Source organism: Globicatella sp. HMSC072A10 (assembly GCF_001811625.1).
Classification (GTDB): Bacteria; Bacillota; Bacilli; order Lactobacillales; family Aerococcaceae; genus Globicatella; species Globicatella sanguinis.
Genome location: NZ_KV805797.1, coordinates 35,972 through 54,653, shown reverse-complemented (window position 1 = coordinate 54,653; position 18,682 = coordinate 35,972). Strand labels below are relative to the sequence as shown.

The following is an 18,682-nucleotide window of genomic DNA, read 5'->3' as shown; positions in this document are numbered from 1 at the left end:
ATCATTCAATTTTCTACTTCTGGTTCACTCCCTCATTTATTTTTAGTGATTATTCAGCGGAAAAAAAGAGTAGGCGGGAAATTGACCAATCAACCGATTGATCAATCTTCCGCCTACTTTTAAAATTATTATTTAATTATTTACGACGATTTTGTTTACCAGCATTACGACGTTTATTGTTTTCATTTACAGGTAAAACCGGTTGTTTAGTAGGAACTAAACGTTTTGAACCTTCAGCAGTTGTTTCGTTGGCTTTTTTAACCTTGGTGCGTTTTTGACGAGGAGAATTCTCAAATTTTTTAGCTTCATCATCAAGCATTTTTTGAATTTTAGGTCTCATAACATGATTTGAATAAAGTTGTTGAATGAAACTAAAAATACTACCCGTTAAGAAATAAATTCCTAAACCAGCATTAGATGCATAAGAAATCCAACCTAACATAATTGGATTCATTAACATCATAGAATTAGTAGTTGAATTGGCAGTTGGATTATCCGTTTTTGGAGTAGCGCGTTGCATTAACCAACCTTGTAAGAAGGCAAATACCACTACTAACGCGACAATCAATAAATTACGTTCTCCTAAATGAATACCTAAGAATTTACTATCAATAATCTTTTGTGAAGAACGAATAGCGGTATAGACTGCTGAGATAATTGGCATTTGGATTAATAATGGTAAACATCCAGATAAGCCGCCAAACATATCAATATCATATTTTTTGTAAACAGCCATCAATTCATTATTTAAACGAGCTTTTTCAGTAGGGTCGTCTGTAGCATCGATTTCTGCACGAATTTCATCAATTTCTGGCTGTGCAAATTTCATTCTTGCTTGACTAATCATTGAAGATTTTGTCATCTTTAATGATGAAGGTAACATTAATAATCGGGTAATAATGGTAACGATAATAATTGCGACACCATAACTACCACCAAAGATATTAGCTAAGAAGTTTAAAAAGGCTGTTGCAGGTTTACCAAAATATTCATATACCCAACCTGTTGGGGTTCCGTCTGCTGTATATTGCACACATCCACTCGCTATTAAAACAATACCAAATAATAATAATAGCATTGGAAGGTGTTTTTTTAATTTTTTCATTAATTCACTCTCCATTAACATTTCATACCTATATACTATAATGAAATATTGACAAATTTTCAACTGTTTTATAGAGAACGGTCTCAATTATCGAAAAATAAGTGATGATGTAAAGCAAAATGTGATAGCTACCCAATCGTCTAAACGGTAACAGTTAAGGCTGTTAAAGCTATTTATTATTGCAGGCTGTGGATCAGAAAACAGAAACATCATTTGGTCGGTTTTATTTACTATCTACTTTACTTTTAAAGCAAAAGTGTACAGCAAATGCGGTTTGTTTACTTCTTTATTAATTCTGGCATTGATGAATGTTTTTTACTTCCTTCGTATGAAACCGAATTGTTGAGTTAATAGATTTAAATAAGTTATGATTGTTAGTAGCGAATTGAAAAATCTTGGTAGGTTTCTGTTGTCGTAATCTCATTAATATCAATTTTATCGATTTTAATTAGTCGATAAGGGGTACTAAAGACTTCGTCAATAAAGTAGTCTATCGAATTTTCAGTAGTTTGAACGATTGCTTTGACGGTGCCATCATTTAAATTTTCAACAAAACCTTTAACTTGAGATTTAACTGCGCACTGATAAACATGATAACGAAATCCGACCCCTTGAACAGTTCCTTTAAAAATAAGTTCATATGTATGCATAGCCCTCATCCTTTTCATTTTGTATATTTTCATCATATCAAAAAAACCTGAATATGTGTTATAATAATGTGCAGAGAATTTAAGAAAGTGGAGTGTGAGCATTTTGGCTAAAAAAAATACCAACCAAAACAACTCGAAAAAACAAAAAAGTAGCACTCAGACAACTTTAAAATTAAAATATGAAATTACCTATTTAATAATAGGCTTAATTATTTTTTTTATTAGTTTATTATCATTGTTTGATGGTGGTTTTATCGGTAATTTATTTGCGAATACTTTTCGTTTATTAATTGGTGAAACCTATACCTTATTTTTAATCAGTGCTATTTTATGGGCAACCTATTTAATTTTAAAAGGGCATTTACCTAAAATTCGATGGTGGTGCTATTTAGGGGCCTTTTTAATTTTAGTATCCCTGACGACAGTATTACATTTTAATTTATTTAATAGTGTCGAACCTTCAGCTATTTTTCGATTAACTTATGAACGATTTCAAAATGATTTTCTTGTGAGCCAAAATCGAACGGATTTAGGAGGCGGATTTTTAGGGGCTGCTTTTTATTCAACTTTAGGCTATTTATTTGGTCGTTGGGGTACCTATTTATTTTCTGGTATTCTTTTCATTATTGGTTTTTGTTTAGTTGAAAATATCAGTTTTGAGATGTTGAAACAATTTTTCTACAATACAATTGTGGGTATCCGCAATATTTTTAAAAAATTATTCCCTAATTTTGAAGAGATTAAAGATGTATTCAATGATCAGGCAATGGATGTCGCTATTTTACAAGAAGATGATCCAGATAAGATTGAACCGTTTAATTCAGATGAAAAAATGTCTGACACAATGGTTACTGATAAGAAACCTTCTTTATTTAATCGACTGTTTAAAGATAAACCAGTAGCGAATCAAACAGACGATTTGTATCAGACAGCTTACAAACCAACTTATCAAGATGCTGGAACTAGGGAATTTAAACCTTATGATTTAGAAAAGGAGCCAGTTGTCAATCGTATAGTGCGTGAAGAAAAGGTATTAGATTTAGATTATTTTGATTATAATCATAATTTAAGAAAACAACCTAAGGAGCATAACCAACCAGCTAAACCTGATCCAATTAAACCAATTATTATCAGCTCTAATCAAGCGACACAGAATGAATCAGAAACTTACCAAGACACAGTAACTAAAGAAGAACTCTTTGAACAGGAAGAAGTACCAACTACTAAGGAAACAACTGAGGACTTACAGAATGTTGAAGTTGTAGAACGTCCGAGTCATCGCATGAGTTCGGCTGGACATTGGCAAAGTCAAGCAACCAGTACTCAAGATTTGACGACTGATGAGATTGAAAAAGTATTGGATTCGGCTGAGATTGCTGAACCCAAAGCCAATAAGAAACCAGCTCAAGTTAAGAAAGGTAAAAAATTAACCTTACCCGGTAAAAACTTATTGAAAAAAATACCACCGGTTGATCAAAGTGAAGAATACGAACGTATTAATGAAAATATCGAAAAATTAGAACGTACCTTTGAAAGTTTTGGCGTAAAAGCCAAAGTGGTACAAGCTAATTTAGGCCCATCGGTAACGAAGTATGAAATTGAACCGGCAGTCGGAGTAAAGGTTAGTAAAATTGTTTCTTTATCTGATGATATTGCCTTGGCATTAGCCGCACGTGATATTCGGATGGAAGCACCGATTCCAGGCAAATCATTGATTGGGATTGAAGTGCCGAATACTCAAGTGAGTCCGGTTTCCTTTTGGGAAATTATTGATGCCGCACTCGAGAGTAAAAATTTATTGGAAGTGCCATTGGGGCGTGACATCTCGGGGTCGGTCTGTTTAGCTGATTTAAGCAAGATGCCTCACTTATTAATTGCTGGAGCTACTGGTTCGGGTAAATCAGTGGGGATGAATGTTATTATTGTATCCTTGTTAATGAAAGCTCAACCGGATGAAGTTAAGTTTTTAATGATAGATCCGAAAAAAGTTGAATTGACACTCTATGATGATTTACCACATCAATTGACACCAGTTGTCACTAATCCACGAAAGGCAGCTCAAGCTTTAAATAAAGTGGTTCAAGAAATGGAACGCCGTTATGAATTATTTGCAGCGTCAAATGTGCGAAATATTGATAGTTATAATGAACAAGTGGATGACTGGAACAAAGAACAGCGAGAGACCGTTTATGAAAAATTACCTAAGATTATTGTATTTGTTGATGAGTTAGCAGATTTAATGATGGTGGCAAGTAATGAAGTAGAAAACGCCATTATACGCTTGGCGCAAATGGCACGTGCTGCTGGGATTCATATGATTATCGCTACTCAAAGACCATCAGTGGATGTCATTACGGGGATTATTAAAGCCAATGTACCGAGCCGTTTAGCCTTTGCTGTTTCAAGTGGTACTGACTCACGAACTATTTTAGATAGTAATGGGGCAGAAAAATTACTTGGACGTGGGGATATGCTATTTCAACCAATGGGTAAAAATAAACCAGTTCGTGTTCAGGGTGCTTATATTTCCGATACAGAAGTTGAACGGATTACAGATTTTATTAAAGATCAACAAAAAGCTGATTACGAAGATTCACTGATTGATCTTGATGAGGAGAGTGAAAGTTCACTTGGTGTGAGTGAAGATGAGTACTTTGAAGAGGCTGTCGCTATGCTTGAAGGACTTGAAACTATTAGTATTTCTCAATTACAACGTAAATTTAGAATCGGTTATAACCGGGCAGCTCGGTTAGTGGATGATATGGAAGCGGCAGGTTTAGTTGCACCTCAAGATGGTAGTAAGCCACGTCAAGTATTATAGAATTGACCAGCATCCATTTAGAAAATATGACCGAAGATATACAAATCAATTAAATAAAAATAAAACGAGATTTAGCTAGACTCAAATGTCAATTCCTTTAAATCATGAAAGGGATGATATGGAGCATCACGCATAGAGCAAGCTAATCTCGTTTTTTATTTAAAAACTTTGAATCAGTACCATATAAACAATTGTTCCAATACTAATACTTAATAATAAATTACGTTTGAATAAATGAATAATAATGACAACAAACGTTGCAATGAAACCATACCAGTTTTGTTGAGAAAATGGTATTTGATAATTTTTAAAAGCATAAATAACTAATAAAGCTAGAACAGCACTAGGTAAGATCTCACCCAAATATCGTACAAATTGAGGTGGTTCTTTACTTTCAGGAAAGATAAGAAACGTAATAAAACGAGTGGTCATGGTACCTAAAACTACCACTAGAATGGTCATAATTTGTTGTGTAATTGTCATCTTCATCACTCCCAACCGTTAGGCTTCGTTATAAAAAATTGAAAAGAAAAAATGAGTATAATCATTAACATCGCAGGAATCATAAAATTTTCTGCCCCAAATACGATAAGACTTAATAGAGAGGCAAACAAACCAATAAATACGGAATGATGTTGTTTTTTCTTAAGCCAGTGATCGAGTAATAACACAATAAAAAGCGCATTTAGGACAAAGTCGATCCCTTGAGTATCAAAAGGTAAATGATTACCAAAAATAGCACCTACAGCTGTACCCAATACCCAATACACTTGATTTAACCAAGTAACATGAAAATAGACCCAACTTTTATCTAAGTATTTCGGAATATCAAGTGAAACATTAATCGAAAAAGTTTCATCACACATGCCAAAAATAATAAAAAATTTCTTCCAACCTAAATTTTTAAATTTATCCAGCATCGATAATCCATAAAATATATGACGAGCATTCACCATGAGCGTTAATAAATAGGACATTATCGGATTAAAGGTTCCTAATAACATACTCATGGTGACAAACTCCATTGATCCGGCATAGACGATAGCACTGGTTACAATAGGAAACAGCGGATGAAAACCTAAAGAGGTGGCGAAGATTCCATAGGATATACCTAAAAATAAAAAGCCTGTAAAAATTGGGATGGTTTTGGGAAAAGCAAATTTAAAAGCTTCTTTCATTCTCATGCTCCTTTACTAAAAAAATAAGCTATAATAATATCTAAAAGTTTTTAATAAAAAGTTAAAAAAGTATTAGCATTACTTAATTTTATTTTAACCATCTACTTTAGTCAAGTTTTGTGAGTTGTTGAAATTAAGTTGCTTGACTGATATGAAATTGGTAAAATACTAAAAGTATATGAGGTGATAATAAATGAAAAAATTAACCATTGCCATCGATGGACCGGCTTCTTCGGGTAAAAGTACGATTGCCAAAGAAGTAGCTCAACGATTGGGAATAGCTTATGTCGATACGGGTGCAATGTATCGCGGCATTACTTTAGCATTAATTGAACAAAAAATATCTTTCGATGATGTCGATAAAATCGTGGCATTAATGAAACAAATTAAAATGGAATTTAAAATTATTGAGGAGAGTCAGCATCTTTTCATTGAAGGTGAGGATGTCTCTGAAAAAATTCGTTCAGTCGAAATTACCGAAAATGTTTCCGAAGTCGCAGCAATACCTGAAGTACGCCAACACTTAGTGAGTTTGCAACAACGAATGGCCGAAGCTAGTTCAGTTGTTATGGATGGCCGTGATATCGGTACAGTGGTACTACCAAATGCACCTTACAAGTTTTTCTTTACTGCTAGCCCACACGTAAGGGCATTAAGACGTTATAAGGAAAATATGGCCAAAGGTTTGACATCACAAAGCTTAACTGAAATAGAAGCAGCTATTATTGAACGTGATCGCTATGACTCAACCAGAGAACATAGTCCGTTAAGAAAAGCGGATGATGCGATTTTAGTTGATACGAGTGACTTGACGATTGACGAAACTGTCGAAAAAATCATTCAAAATGTTGAAAAATAAGTATGAAATTGATAGTTTTATCGCTTTCTTACTAGACGAAAGCTAATTTATTTGTTAAAATGTTCATTGTAGGCTCTTTATAATTAAAAAGAGCGACAATATTGTAGGTAACTGCTTAGGAGGAACTGGTAGATGTCAGAAGTTGAAAAGACAGAAATTGAAATGACTGAAGTAGAAAATACTGAAGTTGAAAGTACAGAAGTTGAGAATACTGAAGTTGAAGAAACTGAAGTAGCAAAAGTTGAAGATACTAAAGAGGAAGAAGCTCCTGGTGTATTAGAAACTATGGAAGATGCTTTAGATAGCGTCATTGAAATTAAGATTGGTGATACTGTAAAAGGTGATGTATTAGCCTTTGATGATAACCAAGTACGTGTTGCCATTAAAGAATCTGGTGGTTTAGAAGGTGTTATCCCTCGTAATGAATTATCAGAATCTTCATTTGAAGAATTATCAGATATCGTCTCAATTGGTGATGAAGTAGAATTAGTTGTTTTAAAACCAATTAAAGATAAAGAAAATGGTAACTACTTATTATCTAAAAAACGCGTTGAAGCTAAAAAAGTTTGGGCTGAATTAAAAGAAAAAGCTGACAAAGGCGAAACAATTGAAGCACCTGTTAAAGATGTTGTTAAAGGTGGTTTAGTAGTTGATGCTGGTGTTCGTGGATTCGTTCCAGCTTCTATGGTTGAAGATCACTTTGTAGAAGACTTCACTCCATACAAAGGTAAAACTTTAGAATTCAAGATCGTTGAAATCGATGATATGGATAATCGTTTAATCTTATCTCATAAAGAAATCGCTAGAGCTGAACGTGAAGCAAAACGTGCAGAAGTTTTATCTAATTTAGAAGTAGATTCTATTGTTGAAGGTAAAGTTGCGCGCTTAACAAACTTTGGTGCCTTTATCGATTTAGGTGGGGTTGACGGATTAGTTCACATTAGCCGTATTTCACACCAACACATTAACAAGCCAAGTGATGCGTTAACAATTGGTGATACTGTTCAAGTGAAAGTATTATCAGTTGATGAAGAAAAAGGACGTATTTCATTATCAATTAAAGACACTCTACCTGGACCTTGGGATAATATCGAAGAAAAAGCAAGTGAAGGAACTGTCTTAAAAGGAACTGTAAAACGTTTAACTGATTTCGGTGCGTTCGTTGAAGTATTCCCTGGAGTTGAAGGTTTAGTTCACGTTTCACAAATTGCTCATGAGCACGTTGCATCTCCTGCTGATAAATTAGAAGAAGGTCAAGAAATTGATGTTAAAGTTTTAAGTACTGATGCTGAAAATCAAAGATTATCATTATCAATTAAAGCTTTATTAGAAAGACCAGCTCAACCAGCAAGAGAAGAACAAGCTTCTACTGAAGGCGAAGCAGCAAAACCTGCACGTTCTAATAACCAACGTCCAAGAAGAAATAGTGGACAAGCTCGTCGTCAAAACAATTCGAATACAAAAACAACATATTCAGATTCTAATGACACTGGCTTCACAATTGGTGATGTATTTGGAGATTTACTTGATGGTTTCAAACCAGAAGGTGAATAATCGATACTTTAAATAAAGTCAATCAGGCTGTGACCTAAGTCGCAGCCTTTTCTTATGAATTTTTTTGGAGGTGAACAGATGAGTATTCCTACAGTTGCTTTAGTTGGAAGACCCAATGTGGGCAAATCAACCGTATTTAATCGTTTAGTAGGGGAACGAATTTCCATTGTTGAAGATTATCCTGGCGTTACACGTGATCGAATTTATGCAAAAGGCGAATGGTTAGGCAAAGAATTTCGTTTAATTGATACGGGAGGGATTGAGATGATTGATGAACCTATCATGAATCAAATCCGTTATCAAGCACAAATTGCGATTGATGAAGCAGATGTCATTCTCTTTTTAACAAGTGCAAGAGAAGGCGTAACAGATGCTGATGAAGAATTATCAATGTTACTGCATCGAACTAATAAACCGGTGATCCTTTTAGTGAATAAAGCCGACAATCCAGAACAACGTCAACAAGTTTGGGAGTTTTACTCACTTGGACAAGGTGATCCTTTCCCCGTATCTGGGGCACACGGAACAGGGTTAGGTGATGTTCTAGATAAGATTTTCAGTTATATTCCAGAAGACGCCCAAATTAAAGAAGATGAAGACTTGATTAAGTTTAGTTTTATCGGACGCCCGAATGTGGGGAAATCCAGCTTAGTCAATGCCATCTTAAAAGAACAGCGCGTGATTGTTTCTGATATGGAAGGGACAACGCGAGAAGCGGTTGATACTTATTTTACAACTGATAATGGTCGGGAATTTATGATGATTGATACCGCTGGTATACGCAAACGGGGGAAAGTTTATGAAAATACCGAAAAATACAGTGTGTTAAGAGCCTTGTCTGCGATTGATCGAAGTGATATCGTCTGTTTAGTGATTGATGCTGTAACAGGTATTAGAGAACAAGATAAAAAGGTTGCCGGTTATGCTTATGAAGCAAGCAAAGGAATTGTTATTCTAGTGAATAAATGGGATGCGGTTGATAAATCGGAAAATCTATTTGAAGAATTTACTAAAGACATTCGATCACAATTTCAATATTTAGAATTTGCCCCTATATTATTTGTCAGTGCCAAAACAGGTCAACGATTGAATCGATTACCAGAATTATTAGAAATGATTTATGATAATCGTCATCGTCGTATTCAATCTTCTGTTCTCAATGATGTATTAATGGATGCTGTCGCAATGAATCCAACTCCGACTGATAAAGGTCGAAGATTGAAGATATATTATATGACTCAAGTAGCCATTAATCCACCAACTTTTGTTGTTTTTGTTAATGACTTAGAACTGATGCATTTCAGTTATGAACGTTTTTTACAAAATCAACTGCGTGATTCTTTTTATTTTGAAGGAACACCAATAAAATTAATTGTCAGAGAGCGTGAATAGTAGCCTTTTTATTGAATTCATCATAAAGATGTGCTATTCTGATATAGAAATAACTGTTGAAATTTATTTCGATGTAATACTCTTAAAGAGTAAAAATTAAGGAGGAATTTATTAATGGCAAATAAAGCAGAATTAGTAGAAAAAGTAGTAGCTAAAACAAACTTAACTAAGAAAGATGTAACTGCAACTGTAGAAGCGTTATTCGAAACAATTCAAGAAGAATTATCTGCAGGTGAAAAAGTTCAATTAATCGGCTTTGGTACTTTTGAAGTTCGTGAACGTGCAGCTCGTAAAGGTCGTAACCCTCAAACAGGTGAAGAAATTGAAATCGCTGCTTCTAAAGTTCCAGGATTCAAAGCTGGTAAAGCATTAAAAGACGCAGTTAAATAATTTTAAATTTAATTAAGATAAAATGGACAGAAAAGGGAAAGACTAATTTTTCCTTTCTGTCTTTTTTTGTATAGAATGATCGATGATAATGATGAATTGGCTTTGTTGGTTTGAAGAGACCAACATCATGCTAATGGGTCAATGCTATGTGCGCTCGGCTGATTGTCTTTCAACCCTGTCCATTGGGCCACTATCAAATAATTTAAGATTTATAAGAGCCAAAATGTTATTTTGTTTTAAAACATGATATAATACAATAGAGTTTTGAGAATGAAAAAGGAGAATCAATATGTCTCTTGCCCAGGAATTATTTAAAGAATATCAAACTGTTGCGAATGGTTATAGCTTAATTCAAGAATTAGAATATTATTTGCAATTAGCAGTTGAAGAAAATGACACTTACTTAGAATTGACTGAATTAGCTCAGTTATTTGGACGTAGTGGTTATCTTGATTTGAAAATCGCTTTATTAAATGAATTGTGGAATATAAAACCGGATATTGAAATTGGCTTTTTATTAGCACAACAAGCTTATGATTTAGATCAAATTGAGCAAGCGGCTGAGTGGATAGACAAACTATCCCATTTTACATTGACAGAAAAAATGCGCCTTTTACAAGCTCATATTGCGGGTAAACGAGGGGATACACATCAGCAAAAAATGTTGCTCGATCAATTATTAAAGGAAAATCCCCAATCTGCGACATTGTATTATTACCAAGCTCAGTTTTACTTAAACGAAAATGATTTTATCAAAGCTAAAGAATTTTTGAATGTTATTTTGGACTACTTTCCCCAAAGTCAATGGGCTAAGTCTGCACGTTCATTGTTAATTAATACGATGATAGACAGTGAATTCATTGATCCTGAGCAATTATCCAATTTGATAGCAAACAAGCAATTACCCGAATTTGAAACTGCTACAGATTGGTTGCAAATTGCCAAAGCGTCCTTTGTTGTTGAGGATTATGAACAAGCACTTGCATTTGCTAAGCAATCATTTGAACTGGATAAGGACAATTTAGATAGTATTTTTCTTCAATTACAAATTGCTGTCATCCAACAAGACGTAACAGCTGCTAAGAAGCTTTTAGAATGGCTAGAACGCGATATTCCTATCGGACATGAATTAATTGGTGAAATGAGTCTGTTAGCAGCACAAATGGATTTATTAAGCGATTCATTAATCGAAAAGTTAATTGATTATACCTTATTATTAGAAGATAATAGTGAGCAATTCCAATATATTCAACTGATTACCCATTATTATGTTAAAATGAATCAAGCAGCACCACTAGAAGCATTTGCTGATATGATGGCTGAAGAGATTGAAGAACCTGCATCTTTAAGTTATGCTTATGCTAAATATTTTGAATTATCCAATAATTTTGTTGAGGCTGAAGCTTATTATTTAGATGCCATTGAATTAGCTTTAAATATACCAACGTTGGTTTATGAATTAGCCCAACTGTATCTTAAGTTCAATGAAAAAGAATTAGCAGCCCCCTTAAAGACACAGTACCAAAACACGCTTTATGATATACCGGAATTAAGACAGTTAATAATTGAGTAGGAGGGATAAAATGATGGTTAACCGCAATCAAAGAAAAAGACAATTCTTAGACTGGCTTATTCAACATTTCAAGCACCAAAATCCGGTGGTTAATCAATTTTTATATTTTTTAATGACCGAACCCAATTGTATTCAGTACATTACGTTTACTGAACAGAGTCATTATACTCCAAGAGGTATTTATATTTCATATCATACTAAAAGCAACCAACCTTTTGTTTATTATAAAGATTTTCGAAAATATACTTTATGTGAACAAGCTTTTCATGATTTTCGCTTAAATTATCAAGTTAATCTTGATCAATTTTATCTTGAAATTGATATCCCGAATGTTTATGCAGTGTTAAATGATTTTGATATTTTTGAAGAAAATCCTTATCTACCAAAAGATGAGCAATTTGAAGAGAATACGGATGTGTTTTTAGAACAATTAACGCTGGATGTTCAAATAAAGATTTGGCGTCAAAAAATTGATGAAGGTTTAAGTAAGCATAATTACGAGCAGGTTGAATATTATTTACAATTAATCGAGAAAGCAAAGGGTGATTAAATGAAAATAGAATTAACAGATCCTTTGTTTCTGGAAGCTCAACCGATATTAAAGCGAATTGAGTCTCATGGTTATGAGGCTTATTTTGTTGGTGGATGTGTCCGCGATACATTACTGGGTAAAACGATCCATGATATTGATATTGCTAGTAGTGCTTTACCAAATGAAATTGAAGGGATTTTTTATAATACAATTGATGTGGGAAAAGAACACGGCACGATTATTGTAGTAGAAAAACATATTCCTTATGAAATTACTACCTTTCGAACTGAAGGAAATTATTCTGATTTTAGACATCCTGATACCGTAAATTTTGTCCGAGATTTAAGAGAAGATACTTTAAGGCGTGATTTTACTATCAATGCTTTAGCTTTTGATGCAGAAGGGCAATTATTTGATTATCATCATGGTGTGGAAGACCTTCAAGCGCAATTGATTCGGGCGGTCGGAGTGCCAGCGGAACGATTTCAAGAAGATGCACTCAGAATTATCCGCGCTATTCGTTTTGCTAGCCAGTTAGGTTTTACCATTGAACCTTTAACTTTTGAAGCCATTCAACAATATGCCCACTTATTACCTAAAATAGCAGTTGAAAGAGTTAGAATTGAATTGAGTAAATATTTTCAAGGAAGTCATTTCAAAGATAACGCACTACTATTATTTGATACCCAGATTAGTCAGCATTTACCATTATTAGATGGTTTGGATTGTCAAAAGGCTTTGCAGTACATGAATGAACAGATACCACCGTCGCTAATGATTGAAGAAAATTTTGCTTGGTTTTTATTCGCCAAAGGTTTAGGGTTAACCGTCACGCAAGCTAATAAGTTTTTAAGAAAATGGACACATAGTAATCATTTAATTCAAGATGTCAAAGATTTATATGAACTGGATAAAATAATACAACAAGGTCCATTAACCCTTTGGGAAGTTTATCATTATAAAATGGCATTAATTAATCCCGTCGAAGCCAGACAACAGCACTTAAATCCTGATTATCAACCTGTTGCTAAAGAGCTGAAAAGTCAGTTAGTAATTCATCAAAAAGCAGATTTAGTAGCCAATGGAAAGACCATCATGGGCTGGTTAGGTTTAGAAAAAGGAAATGCCCAATTAGGAGCTTTATTAGGAGAAATGGAATACCAAGTGGTAATGAGACAATTACCTAATGAAGAAGAAGCATTAAAAGCTTTTGCTTTAAATTATGGAATAGAGTAAGGATGAAGAGCATGGAAACAATCAAAAAAATTGCCTATGTGGATATTGAGACCACTGGTCCTAGTTTTTCTGAAGGGGATCGCATGATTCAAATTGCAGCCATTATTATTGAAAAAGGCCAAATTATTGGCGAACATTCCATGCTAATTAATCCCGAACGAGAGATACCAACTCATATCCAAAACTTAACGGGTATTAAACAAGAAGAGGTAGATAAAGCACCTACATTTGCCAAGGTGGCCAATTTATGGCTAAATCGATTACAAGATTGTCTTTTTGTGGCACATAATGTAGCCTTTGATTTGCCTTTTATAGAAAAATATTTTGAAGCGAGTCATTTAACCTTTGATTGTAAGTACGCATTAGATAGCGAATGGATTGCGCGTATTATGTTACCTAGTGCGACTGGTTTTAATTTGACAGAATTGGCCCAGAATTTAGGGATTGAATTTCCTAATGCACATGATGCCAAAATGGACGCATTGGTTACAGCTAGAATATTAAGTGATTTAGCTCAAGCTTTCTATCAACTACCGGTTGATGCTAGTGCAAAATTAGTGGATTTAAGTCGTTTTTTAAAACATAATGAACAGTACTTTTTTGAAAATCCAAGTGAGTTTATTTTATTAGATAACACCCTACGCGTTTCACAAGCGAGTCAAATTGAGACGAAGCAGGAAGACCCATTAGCCAAATGGATTTTAAATCAATTTCAACTTAATGAACGTGTCATTGTAAAAGCCAATAAAGGACCATTGACACTCGATACTAAACGACACTTAGTACATCGAATAACGGAACCTACTGTTATTGTGACCAATGATGTGGAATATTATCAACATCATTTACCTTATTGTTTATCGCTGAAAAATAAAAATGAATTTTTAAGTCGAGCAGCTTTAAATTGGTTAATTGATCATTTACATCATTTGAACCTTAACCAGAATGAATTATTGCAGTTATTGGGAGTTTATCAATGGAGTTTTGTGACACAATCCGGTTTATTAGACGAATTAAATTCGGATATTGCCATTAACCAGATTTTCGAGAAGCATGTGCCACCCCATTTTATGCGGCATGATGATGCCTATTACCAGCGCTATTTAAAGATATTGGCCCAGACCCCTTATCTATTAGTAAGCCATCAACAAATATACAAATTAAAAGGATTGTTGAATTCAGCAATTTTAAAAACAGGCCATTATCAACTATTTATCGATGATTTGGGAGCATTCGTCTATCAACTTTATGCGTTCAATCGTTTAGAAATACCTCTCAGTCAACATTTTATTGAATTACAAAACTATTATGACTCGATTATGCAAATGGATGAACAACCTGAAATTTTAAAACCGTTAACTGGACCAATGCTATCAGCTTTAAAACAAATCAATGGGTTGTTAATTAGCTTATTAGATGAATTCAAAAAGGAATTTACTAGTTTTTCAAAAGTTCAAGTCCAACGATATTTTGTATGTGAACAGGAAATGAATCAGTATTTAATTAATCAATTAACAGCGATTAAACAACAATTAGAGCAATTACGTGCTTTATCAAATGAATTTCATTTAGACTTTAAGCAGTATCTTGAGATGATCTTGAAAGGCATTAATTCACTGCTAAAGGTATCTCTAAATAATGGCGATATTTTAATCAAATCGGTTCAGTTTAATCATAATTTTTTCCATTTAGTGTTAGAATATAATGATCTTCAATCTGATTTAGGTGTTAATACCATATTAAATGCCTTTAATAAAGTCCTAATTTTAGATCAGGATTATTTGGAAACTAAGCAAAATGTATTTGGAAATCACACCTTATTCGAATCATTAAAAAAAATTAATGTACCTGATATTTATTATCAAAAAAAATTGATTAAAATCCCTTTTGGTTACCTGATTGATGCTGAAAATGAAATAGAAATGAATGATTTCGAAGCGATGAGTTATTTTCAAGAAAAAGCTGCCAAAGCTCAAGTGGCATTTTTAAAAGATAATTTGGAGCAATGTCAACAAAAGATAATGATTATTAGCCCTAATCGGGCAACTGTTGAGTATACTTATAATTTATTAAGTCATGATGGCACCTTCAAGCCTTATCAATTATTAGCTGAAGGCGTCACCGGCAGTGGTCGGAAAGTGATTCGGAATTTTAACGATAATGATCTTTCTATCATGATCATCAGTCGTCATAAAATAGAATTAAAACAATTACCCACTTATGATTTTATATTTGATATTTTTATTCATACTTTACCTTTCACCAGTCAAAATCATCCTTTAAGTAAAAAAATAAAACAGTTCAAAGGGTGGAGTAATAACCAATTATTTGATTATTACTTAATTGCTAGGATGTTAGGTGATTTTAGCCAAACCTTATCATTATTGAATGACTTTTATCCTGATTCGCAAATTTATTTGTTTGATGAACGCATTTATACTAAGTATTACTCCAGTCAAGTTCGTGAATATTTTGAACGTTGGATAAATTTTGAAATTATGGACTGACAGAAACTAAAAAAACTGGTAAAATAGTAATGTTGAAAACCATAAAGGAGGTCGAGGCATGAGTAAGAAGTTTATTTCATTTTTAACTTTCGTTTTATTAACGATTTTAGTCAGTTTAGTCCTTCTTTTTATGCGTACACAAGATAGTATTTATCGTGCGGAAGATGAAGCAGTCAAATTAATATCATATGATTTTAAAGTCGAGAATGTTAATAAATTTTATTGGAGTACTACTGATAAAACTTATTTTGCAGTCGATTTTAATGACGATAAAGGACAGCAACATTACGCAATTATTACGCAAGAAGGTGGCGAAACCAACTATTATACTAAAGACGAAATTATAACAGAAGATGAAGCAACTTCTATCGTTTTGTATGATATGCAACCCGATAAAATTGTGCAAATGAGATTAGCACAAATTAATCAAGAGCCAATTTGGGAAGCAACGATTAAAAATAATAATGGTACTATCACTTATTACATTATTAGTGCTAAAGATGGTACTTGGATTCAAACTATCGAAAATATTTAAATTTCAGGAGGCAATATGGAAACAATAACAATGAAACAAGCAGCTCAGTTTGTTGGTCAAGAAGTTCATATTAACGCTTGGGTGACGAACAAAAGAAGTAGTGGTAAAATCGCCTTTTTACAATTGCGTGACGGTACATCATATTTCCAAGGAATCGTCGTTAAGGCAGACGTGAGCGAAGAAGTATTTGAATTAGCTAAATCATTAGGCCAAGAATCAAGTATTATTTTAACTGGAGTTGTTCAGGAAGATACTCGTTCAGCATTAGGCTATGAATTATTAGTAAAAGATATTCAACTAGTAGGTGAAAGCCACGATTATCCAATCACACCTAAAGAACATGGTACAGATTTCTTAATGGACCATCGTCACTTATGGCTACGTTCATCTAAACAACATGCCATCTTAACGATTAGAAATGAAATTATTCGTGCGACGTATCAATTTATGAGTGAAAATGATTTTGTAAAAGTTGACCCGCCTATTTTAACAGGTTCAGCACCGGAAGGGACTACAGAACTTTTCCATACTAAATATTTTGATGACGATGCCTTTCTATCTCAAAGTGGACAATTATATATGGAAGCGGCAGCGATGGCTTTTGGTAAAGTCTTCTCGTTTGGACCAACCTTCCGCGCAGAAAAATCAAAAACACGCCGTCATTTAATTGAGTTTTGGATGATGGAACCAGAAATGGCTTTTGTAGAACATGAAGAAAGTTTAGAAGTTCAAGAGAAATATGTGGCTTATTTAGTTCAAAGCGTTATTGATAATTGTCAATTAGCATTGAAAACATTGGACCGTGATGTTGAGCAATTACGTAAATATACCATTACACCTTATCCTCGTATTTCATATACAGATGCCATTGAATTATTAAATAAAAATGGCTTTGATGATATTACTTGGGGGGATGATTTTGGTTCACCACATGAAACATTTATTGCTAGTCAATATGAGCAACCAATTTTCATTGTTAATTATCCAAAATCAATTAAACCATTTTACATGAAAGTGAATCCTGAGGATCCTCGTACGGTTTTATGTGCTGATATGATTGCACCAGAAGGTTATGGAGAAATCATTGGTGGTTCAGAACGTGAGATTGATTACGATGTTTTAGCTGAAAACATTAAAAACTTTGGTTTAGATTCTGATACATATGCTTGGTATTTAGATTTAAGAAAATATGGTTCGGTTCCACATTCTGGATTCGGTATTGGTTTAGAACGTGCTGTTGCTTGGATTAGCGGCATTGAACATATTAGAGAAACGTCAGCATTCCCACGCTTATTAAACCGTATTTATCCATAATTTCTTTCAATTTTACTTTTACAAGATGAGGGTGCATTTCAGATTAACGAAACACCTGCAATAAAGAATACTCATTAAAGAGCAGATGAAGTAATAAGTAATTGACTATTTACTTCAGACTCAATGTTATATAATGAAATTTCAAACCCAAGTCAAGCTTAGGGGAGTGGGCCAAAGAAGGAACATGATTTTGTTTCTTCTTTAAGCTCACTCCTTATTTTATCAAAATGGAGTGAAGAAAATGTCGATGTTGCAACAATTTTTTAAAGAAGGTGTGTCACTGATTCCTAAGGGAATTATCACCCATTATAAAGAATTAGATTTAAGTCCTCAGGCTTTTATTTTATTATTATATTTAATCGATCATCAAGTTGAATTGCAAAGCGAAGCTTATTTACAACGGGTATCAACAAATTTAGGGTGGAGTGAAAATGAATCCTATGAATTTCTATCTGAATTATTAACGAAGGAATACATTCAATTTGAAATGATTAAGGATCATCACGGAAAACAAATGGATATTATTTCATTAGAACCCCTTTACTTGTTTTTAGAAAGTTTTTATAAAAAAGATGAACCTGAATCACAAGATGGTTTAAATGAATCTGAGCAAAAATCTTTAATTCAATTATTTGAAGGTGAGTTTGGTCGTAGTTTAACCCAATTGGAATTAATGCAAATAGCCGATTGGAAACAAATGGATCAATTTAATGATGAGGTCATTATATTGGCATTGCAGCAAGCCGTATTAAATCAAGCCATCAGTTTAAAATATATTGATCGTATATTACTAGATTGGAAAAAGAAAAATGTGCGGACTGTCCAAGAAGCAAAAAGAGAAATTGAATCATTTAATCAAGCCAAAACAGAACGTAGTCGTCAAGCTAATTTGGGCAATCAAGTCCCAGAATTTGAACCCTTTAAAGTTCCAGAATTTGACTGGAATCGATTTAAACCAGAATAAAGAGCAGTGAACTAAAAGACTTAACCAAATAGAATTTTTTAGGGAGTAGACCAGAAGTAGAAAATCGAATGA

16 protein-coding genes are annotated in these 18,682 nt (G+C 33.6%); 12 read left to right on the top strand and 4 right to left on the bottom strand.

Going from position 1 to position 18,682, the window contains the following annotated elements:
- Window positions 1–136 precede the first annotated feature (136 nt).
- Both yidC and HMPREF2811_RS09155 read right to left on the bottom strand, forming a co-directional pair.
- On the bottom strand, window positions 137–1,105 hold the full coding sequence (gene yidC / locus HMPREF2811_RS09160; RefSeq protein WP_066126098.1) for a membrane protein insertase YidC: 969 nt from the start codon (window positions 1,103–1,105) through the stop codon (window positions 137–139).
- 374 nt (window positions 1,106–1,479) lie between these two features.
- Window positions 1,480–1,755, bottom strand: a complete 276-nt coding sequence (locus HMPREF2811_RS09155; protein ID WP_071409068.1) for an acylphosphatase — start codon at window positions 1,753–1,755, stop codon at window positions 1,480–1,482.
- Between the two features lie 103 nt (window positions 1,756–1,858).
- Here HMPREF2811_RS09155 and HMPREF2811_RS09150 point away from each other — a divergent pair, with 103 nt between their 5' ends.
- A complete protein-coding gene (locus HMPREF2811_RS09150; protein WP_071409067.1) occupies window positions 1,859–4,576 on the top strand; it encodes an FtsK/SpoIIIE family DNA translocase in 2,718 nt (905 codons plus the stop codon).
- A 159-nt stretch (window positions 4,577–4,735) separates the two neighbouring features.
- On the opposite strand, the gene HMPREF2811_RS09145 is transcribed toward HMPREF2811_RS09150, so the two are convergent.
- Window positions 4,736–5,059: a branched-chain amino acid transporter permease gene (locus HMPREF2811_RS09145; protein WP_246829842.1), complete on the bottom strand. Its 324-nt coding sequence runs from the start codon at window positions 5,057–5,059 to the stop codon at window positions 4,736–4,738.
- Window positions 5,060–5,064: 5 nt separating this feature from the next.
- On the bottom strand, window positions 5,065–5,754 hold the full coding sequence (locus HMPREF2811_RS09140; RefSeq protein WP_210386571.1) for an AzlC family ABC transporter permease: 690 nt from the start codon (window positions 5,752–5,754) through the stop codon (window positions 5,065–5,067).
- 193 nt (window positions 5,755–5,947) lie between these two features.
- Between HMPREF2811_RS09140 and cmk the strand changes: the two genes are divergently transcribed.
- From cmk to HMPREF2811_RS09085, 11 genes are all read left to right on the top strand, one after another.
- Window positions 5,948–6,613 (top strand): (d)CMP kinase, encoded by a 666-nt coding sequence (gene cmk / locus HMPREF2811_RS09135; RefSeq protein WP_071409064.1) that lies wholly within the window; start codon window positions 5,948–5,950, stop codon window positions 6,611–6,613.
- 285 nt (window positions 6,614–6,898) lie between these two features.
- Window positions 6,899–8,167 carry a 30S ribosomal protein S1 gene (gene rpsA, locus HMPREF2811_RS09130; protein ID WP_071409073.1) on the top strand — a complete coding sequence of 423 codons (1,269 nt, stop codon included), beginning with the start codon at window positions 6,899–6,901 and terminating at the stop codon, window positions 8,165–8,167.
- Between the two features lie 78 nt (window positions 8,168–8,245).
- Window positions 8,246–9,559 (top strand): ribosome biogenesis GTPase Der, encoded by a 1,314-nt coding sequence (der, locus tag HMPREF2811_RS09125; RefSeq protein ID WP_071409063.1) that lies wholly within the window; start codon window positions 8,246–8,248, stop codon window positions 9,557–9,559.
- A 114-nt stretch (window positions 9,560–9,673) separates the two neighbouring features.
- Window positions 9,674–9,949, top strand: a complete 276-nt coding sequence (locus HMPREF2811_RS09120) for an HU family DNA-binding protein (RefSeq protein WP_066126414.1) — start codon at window positions 9,674–9,676, stop codon at window positions 9,947–9,949.
- A gap of 289 nt (window positions 9,950–10,238) precedes the next feature.
- Window positions 10,239–11,522: a tetratricopeptide repeat protein gene (locus HMPREF2811_RS09115; protein WP_071409062.1), complete on the top strand. Its 1,284-nt coding sequence runs from the start codon at window positions 10,239–10,241 to the stop codon at window positions 11,520–11,522.
- A 10-nt stretch (window positions 11,523–11,532) separates the two neighbouring features.
- Window positions 11,533–12,072, top strand: a complete 540-nt coding sequence (locus HMPREF2811_RS09110; protein WP_084802106.1) for a YpiB family protein — start codon at window positions 11,533–11,535, stop codon at window positions 12,070–12,072.
- Window positions 12,073–13,290: a CCA tRNA nucleotidyltransferase gene (locus HMPREF2811_RS09105; RefSeq protein ID WP_071409061.1), complete on the top strand. Its 1,218-nt coding sequence runs from the start codon at window positions 12,073–12,075 to the stop codon at window positions 13,288–13,290.
- 11 nt (window positions 13,291–13,301) lie between these two features.
- The gene (locus HMPREF2811_RS09100; RefSeq protein ID WP_071409060.1) at window positions 13,302–15,797 is read left to right on the top strand and encodes an exonuclease domain-containing protein; all 2,496 of its coding nucleotides are present in this window, start codon (window positions 13,302–13,304) and stop codon (window positions 15,795–15,797) included.
- Between the two features lie 58 nt (window positions 15,798–15,855).
- Window positions 15,856–16,332, top strand: a complete 477-nt coding sequence (locus HMPREF2811_RS09095; RefSeq protein ID WP_071409059.1) for a hypothetical protein — start codon at window positions 15,856–15,858, stop codon at window positions 16,330–16,332.
- A gap of 15 nt (window positions 16,333–16,347) precedes the next feature.
- Window positions 16,348–17,646 carry an asparagine--tRNA ligase gene (gene asnS, locus HMPREF2811_RS09090; protein WP_071409058.1) on the top strand — a complete coding sequence of 433 codons (1,299 nt, stop codon included), beginning with the start codon at window positions 16,348–16,350 and terminating at the stop codon, window positions 17,644–17,646.
- Window positions 17,647–17,887: 241 nt separating this feature from the next.
- Window positions 17,888–18,610, top strand: coding sequence for a DnaD domain-containing protein (locus HMPREF2811_RS09085; protein ID WP_066126402.1), 723 nt, complete (start codon window positions 17,888–17,890; stop codon window positions 18,608–18,610).
- Window positions 18,611–18,682 lie beyond the last annotated feature (72 nt).

Coding starts and splice junctions, on each gene's coding strand:
- yidC (WP_066126098.1), bottom strand. CDS start 1,105: ATGAAAAAATTAAAAAAACACCTTCCAATGCTATTATTATTATTTGGT.
- HMPREF2811_RS09155 (WP_071409068.1), bottom strand. CDS start 1,755: ATGCATACATATGAACTTATTTTTAAAGGAACTGTTCAAGGGGTCGGA.
- HMPREF2811_RS09145 (WP_246829842.1), bottom strand. CDS start 5,059: ATGACAATTACACAACAAATTATGACCATTCTAGTGGTAGTTTTAGGT.
- HMPREF2811_RS09140 (WP_210386571.1), bottom strand. CDS start 5,754: ATGAAAGAAGCTTTTAAATTTGCTTTTCCCAAAACCATCCCAATTTTT.
- cmk (WP_071409064.1), top strand. CDS start 5,948: ATGAAAAAATTAACCATTGCCATCGATGGACCGGCTTCTTCGGGTAAA.
- rpsA (WP_071409073.1), top strand. CDS start 6,899: ATGGAAGATGCTTTAGATAGCGTCATTGAAATTAAGATTGGTGATACT.
- der (WP_071409063.1), top strand. CDS start 8,246: ATGAGTATTCCTACAGTTGCTTTAGTTGGAAGACCCAATGTGGGCAAA.
- HMPREF2811_RS09120 (WP_066126414.1), top strand. CDS start 9,674: ATGGCAAATAAAGCAGAATTAGTAGAAAAAGTAGTAGCTAAAACAAAC.
- HMPREF2811_RS09115 (WP_071409062.1), top strand. CDS start 10,239: ATGTCTCTTGCCCAGGAATTATTTAAAGAATATCAAACTGTTGCGAAT.
- HMPREF2811_RS09110 (WP_084802106.1), top strand. CDS start 11,533: ATGATGGTTAACCGCAATCAAAGAAAAAGACAATTCTTAGACTGGCTT.
- HMPREF2811_RS09105 (WP_071409061.1), top strand. CDS start 12,073: ATGAAAATAGAATTAACAGATCCTTTGTTTCTGGAAGCTCAACCGATA.
- HMPREF2811_RS09100 (WP_071409060.1), top strand. CDS start 13,302: ATGGAAACAATCAAAAAAATTGCCTATGTGGATATTGAGACCACTGGT.
- HMPREF2811_RS09095 (WP_071409059.1), top strand. CDS start 15,856: ATGAGTAAGAAGTTTATTTCATTTTTAACTTTCGTTTTATTAACGATT.
- asnS (WP_071409058.1), top strand. CDS start 16,348: ATGGAAACAATAACAATGAAACAAGCAGCTCAGTTTGTTGGTCAAGAA.
- HMPREF2811_RS09085 (WP_066126402.1), top strand. CDS start 17,888: ATGTCGATGTTGCAACAATTTTTTAAAGAAGGTGTGTCACTGATTCCT.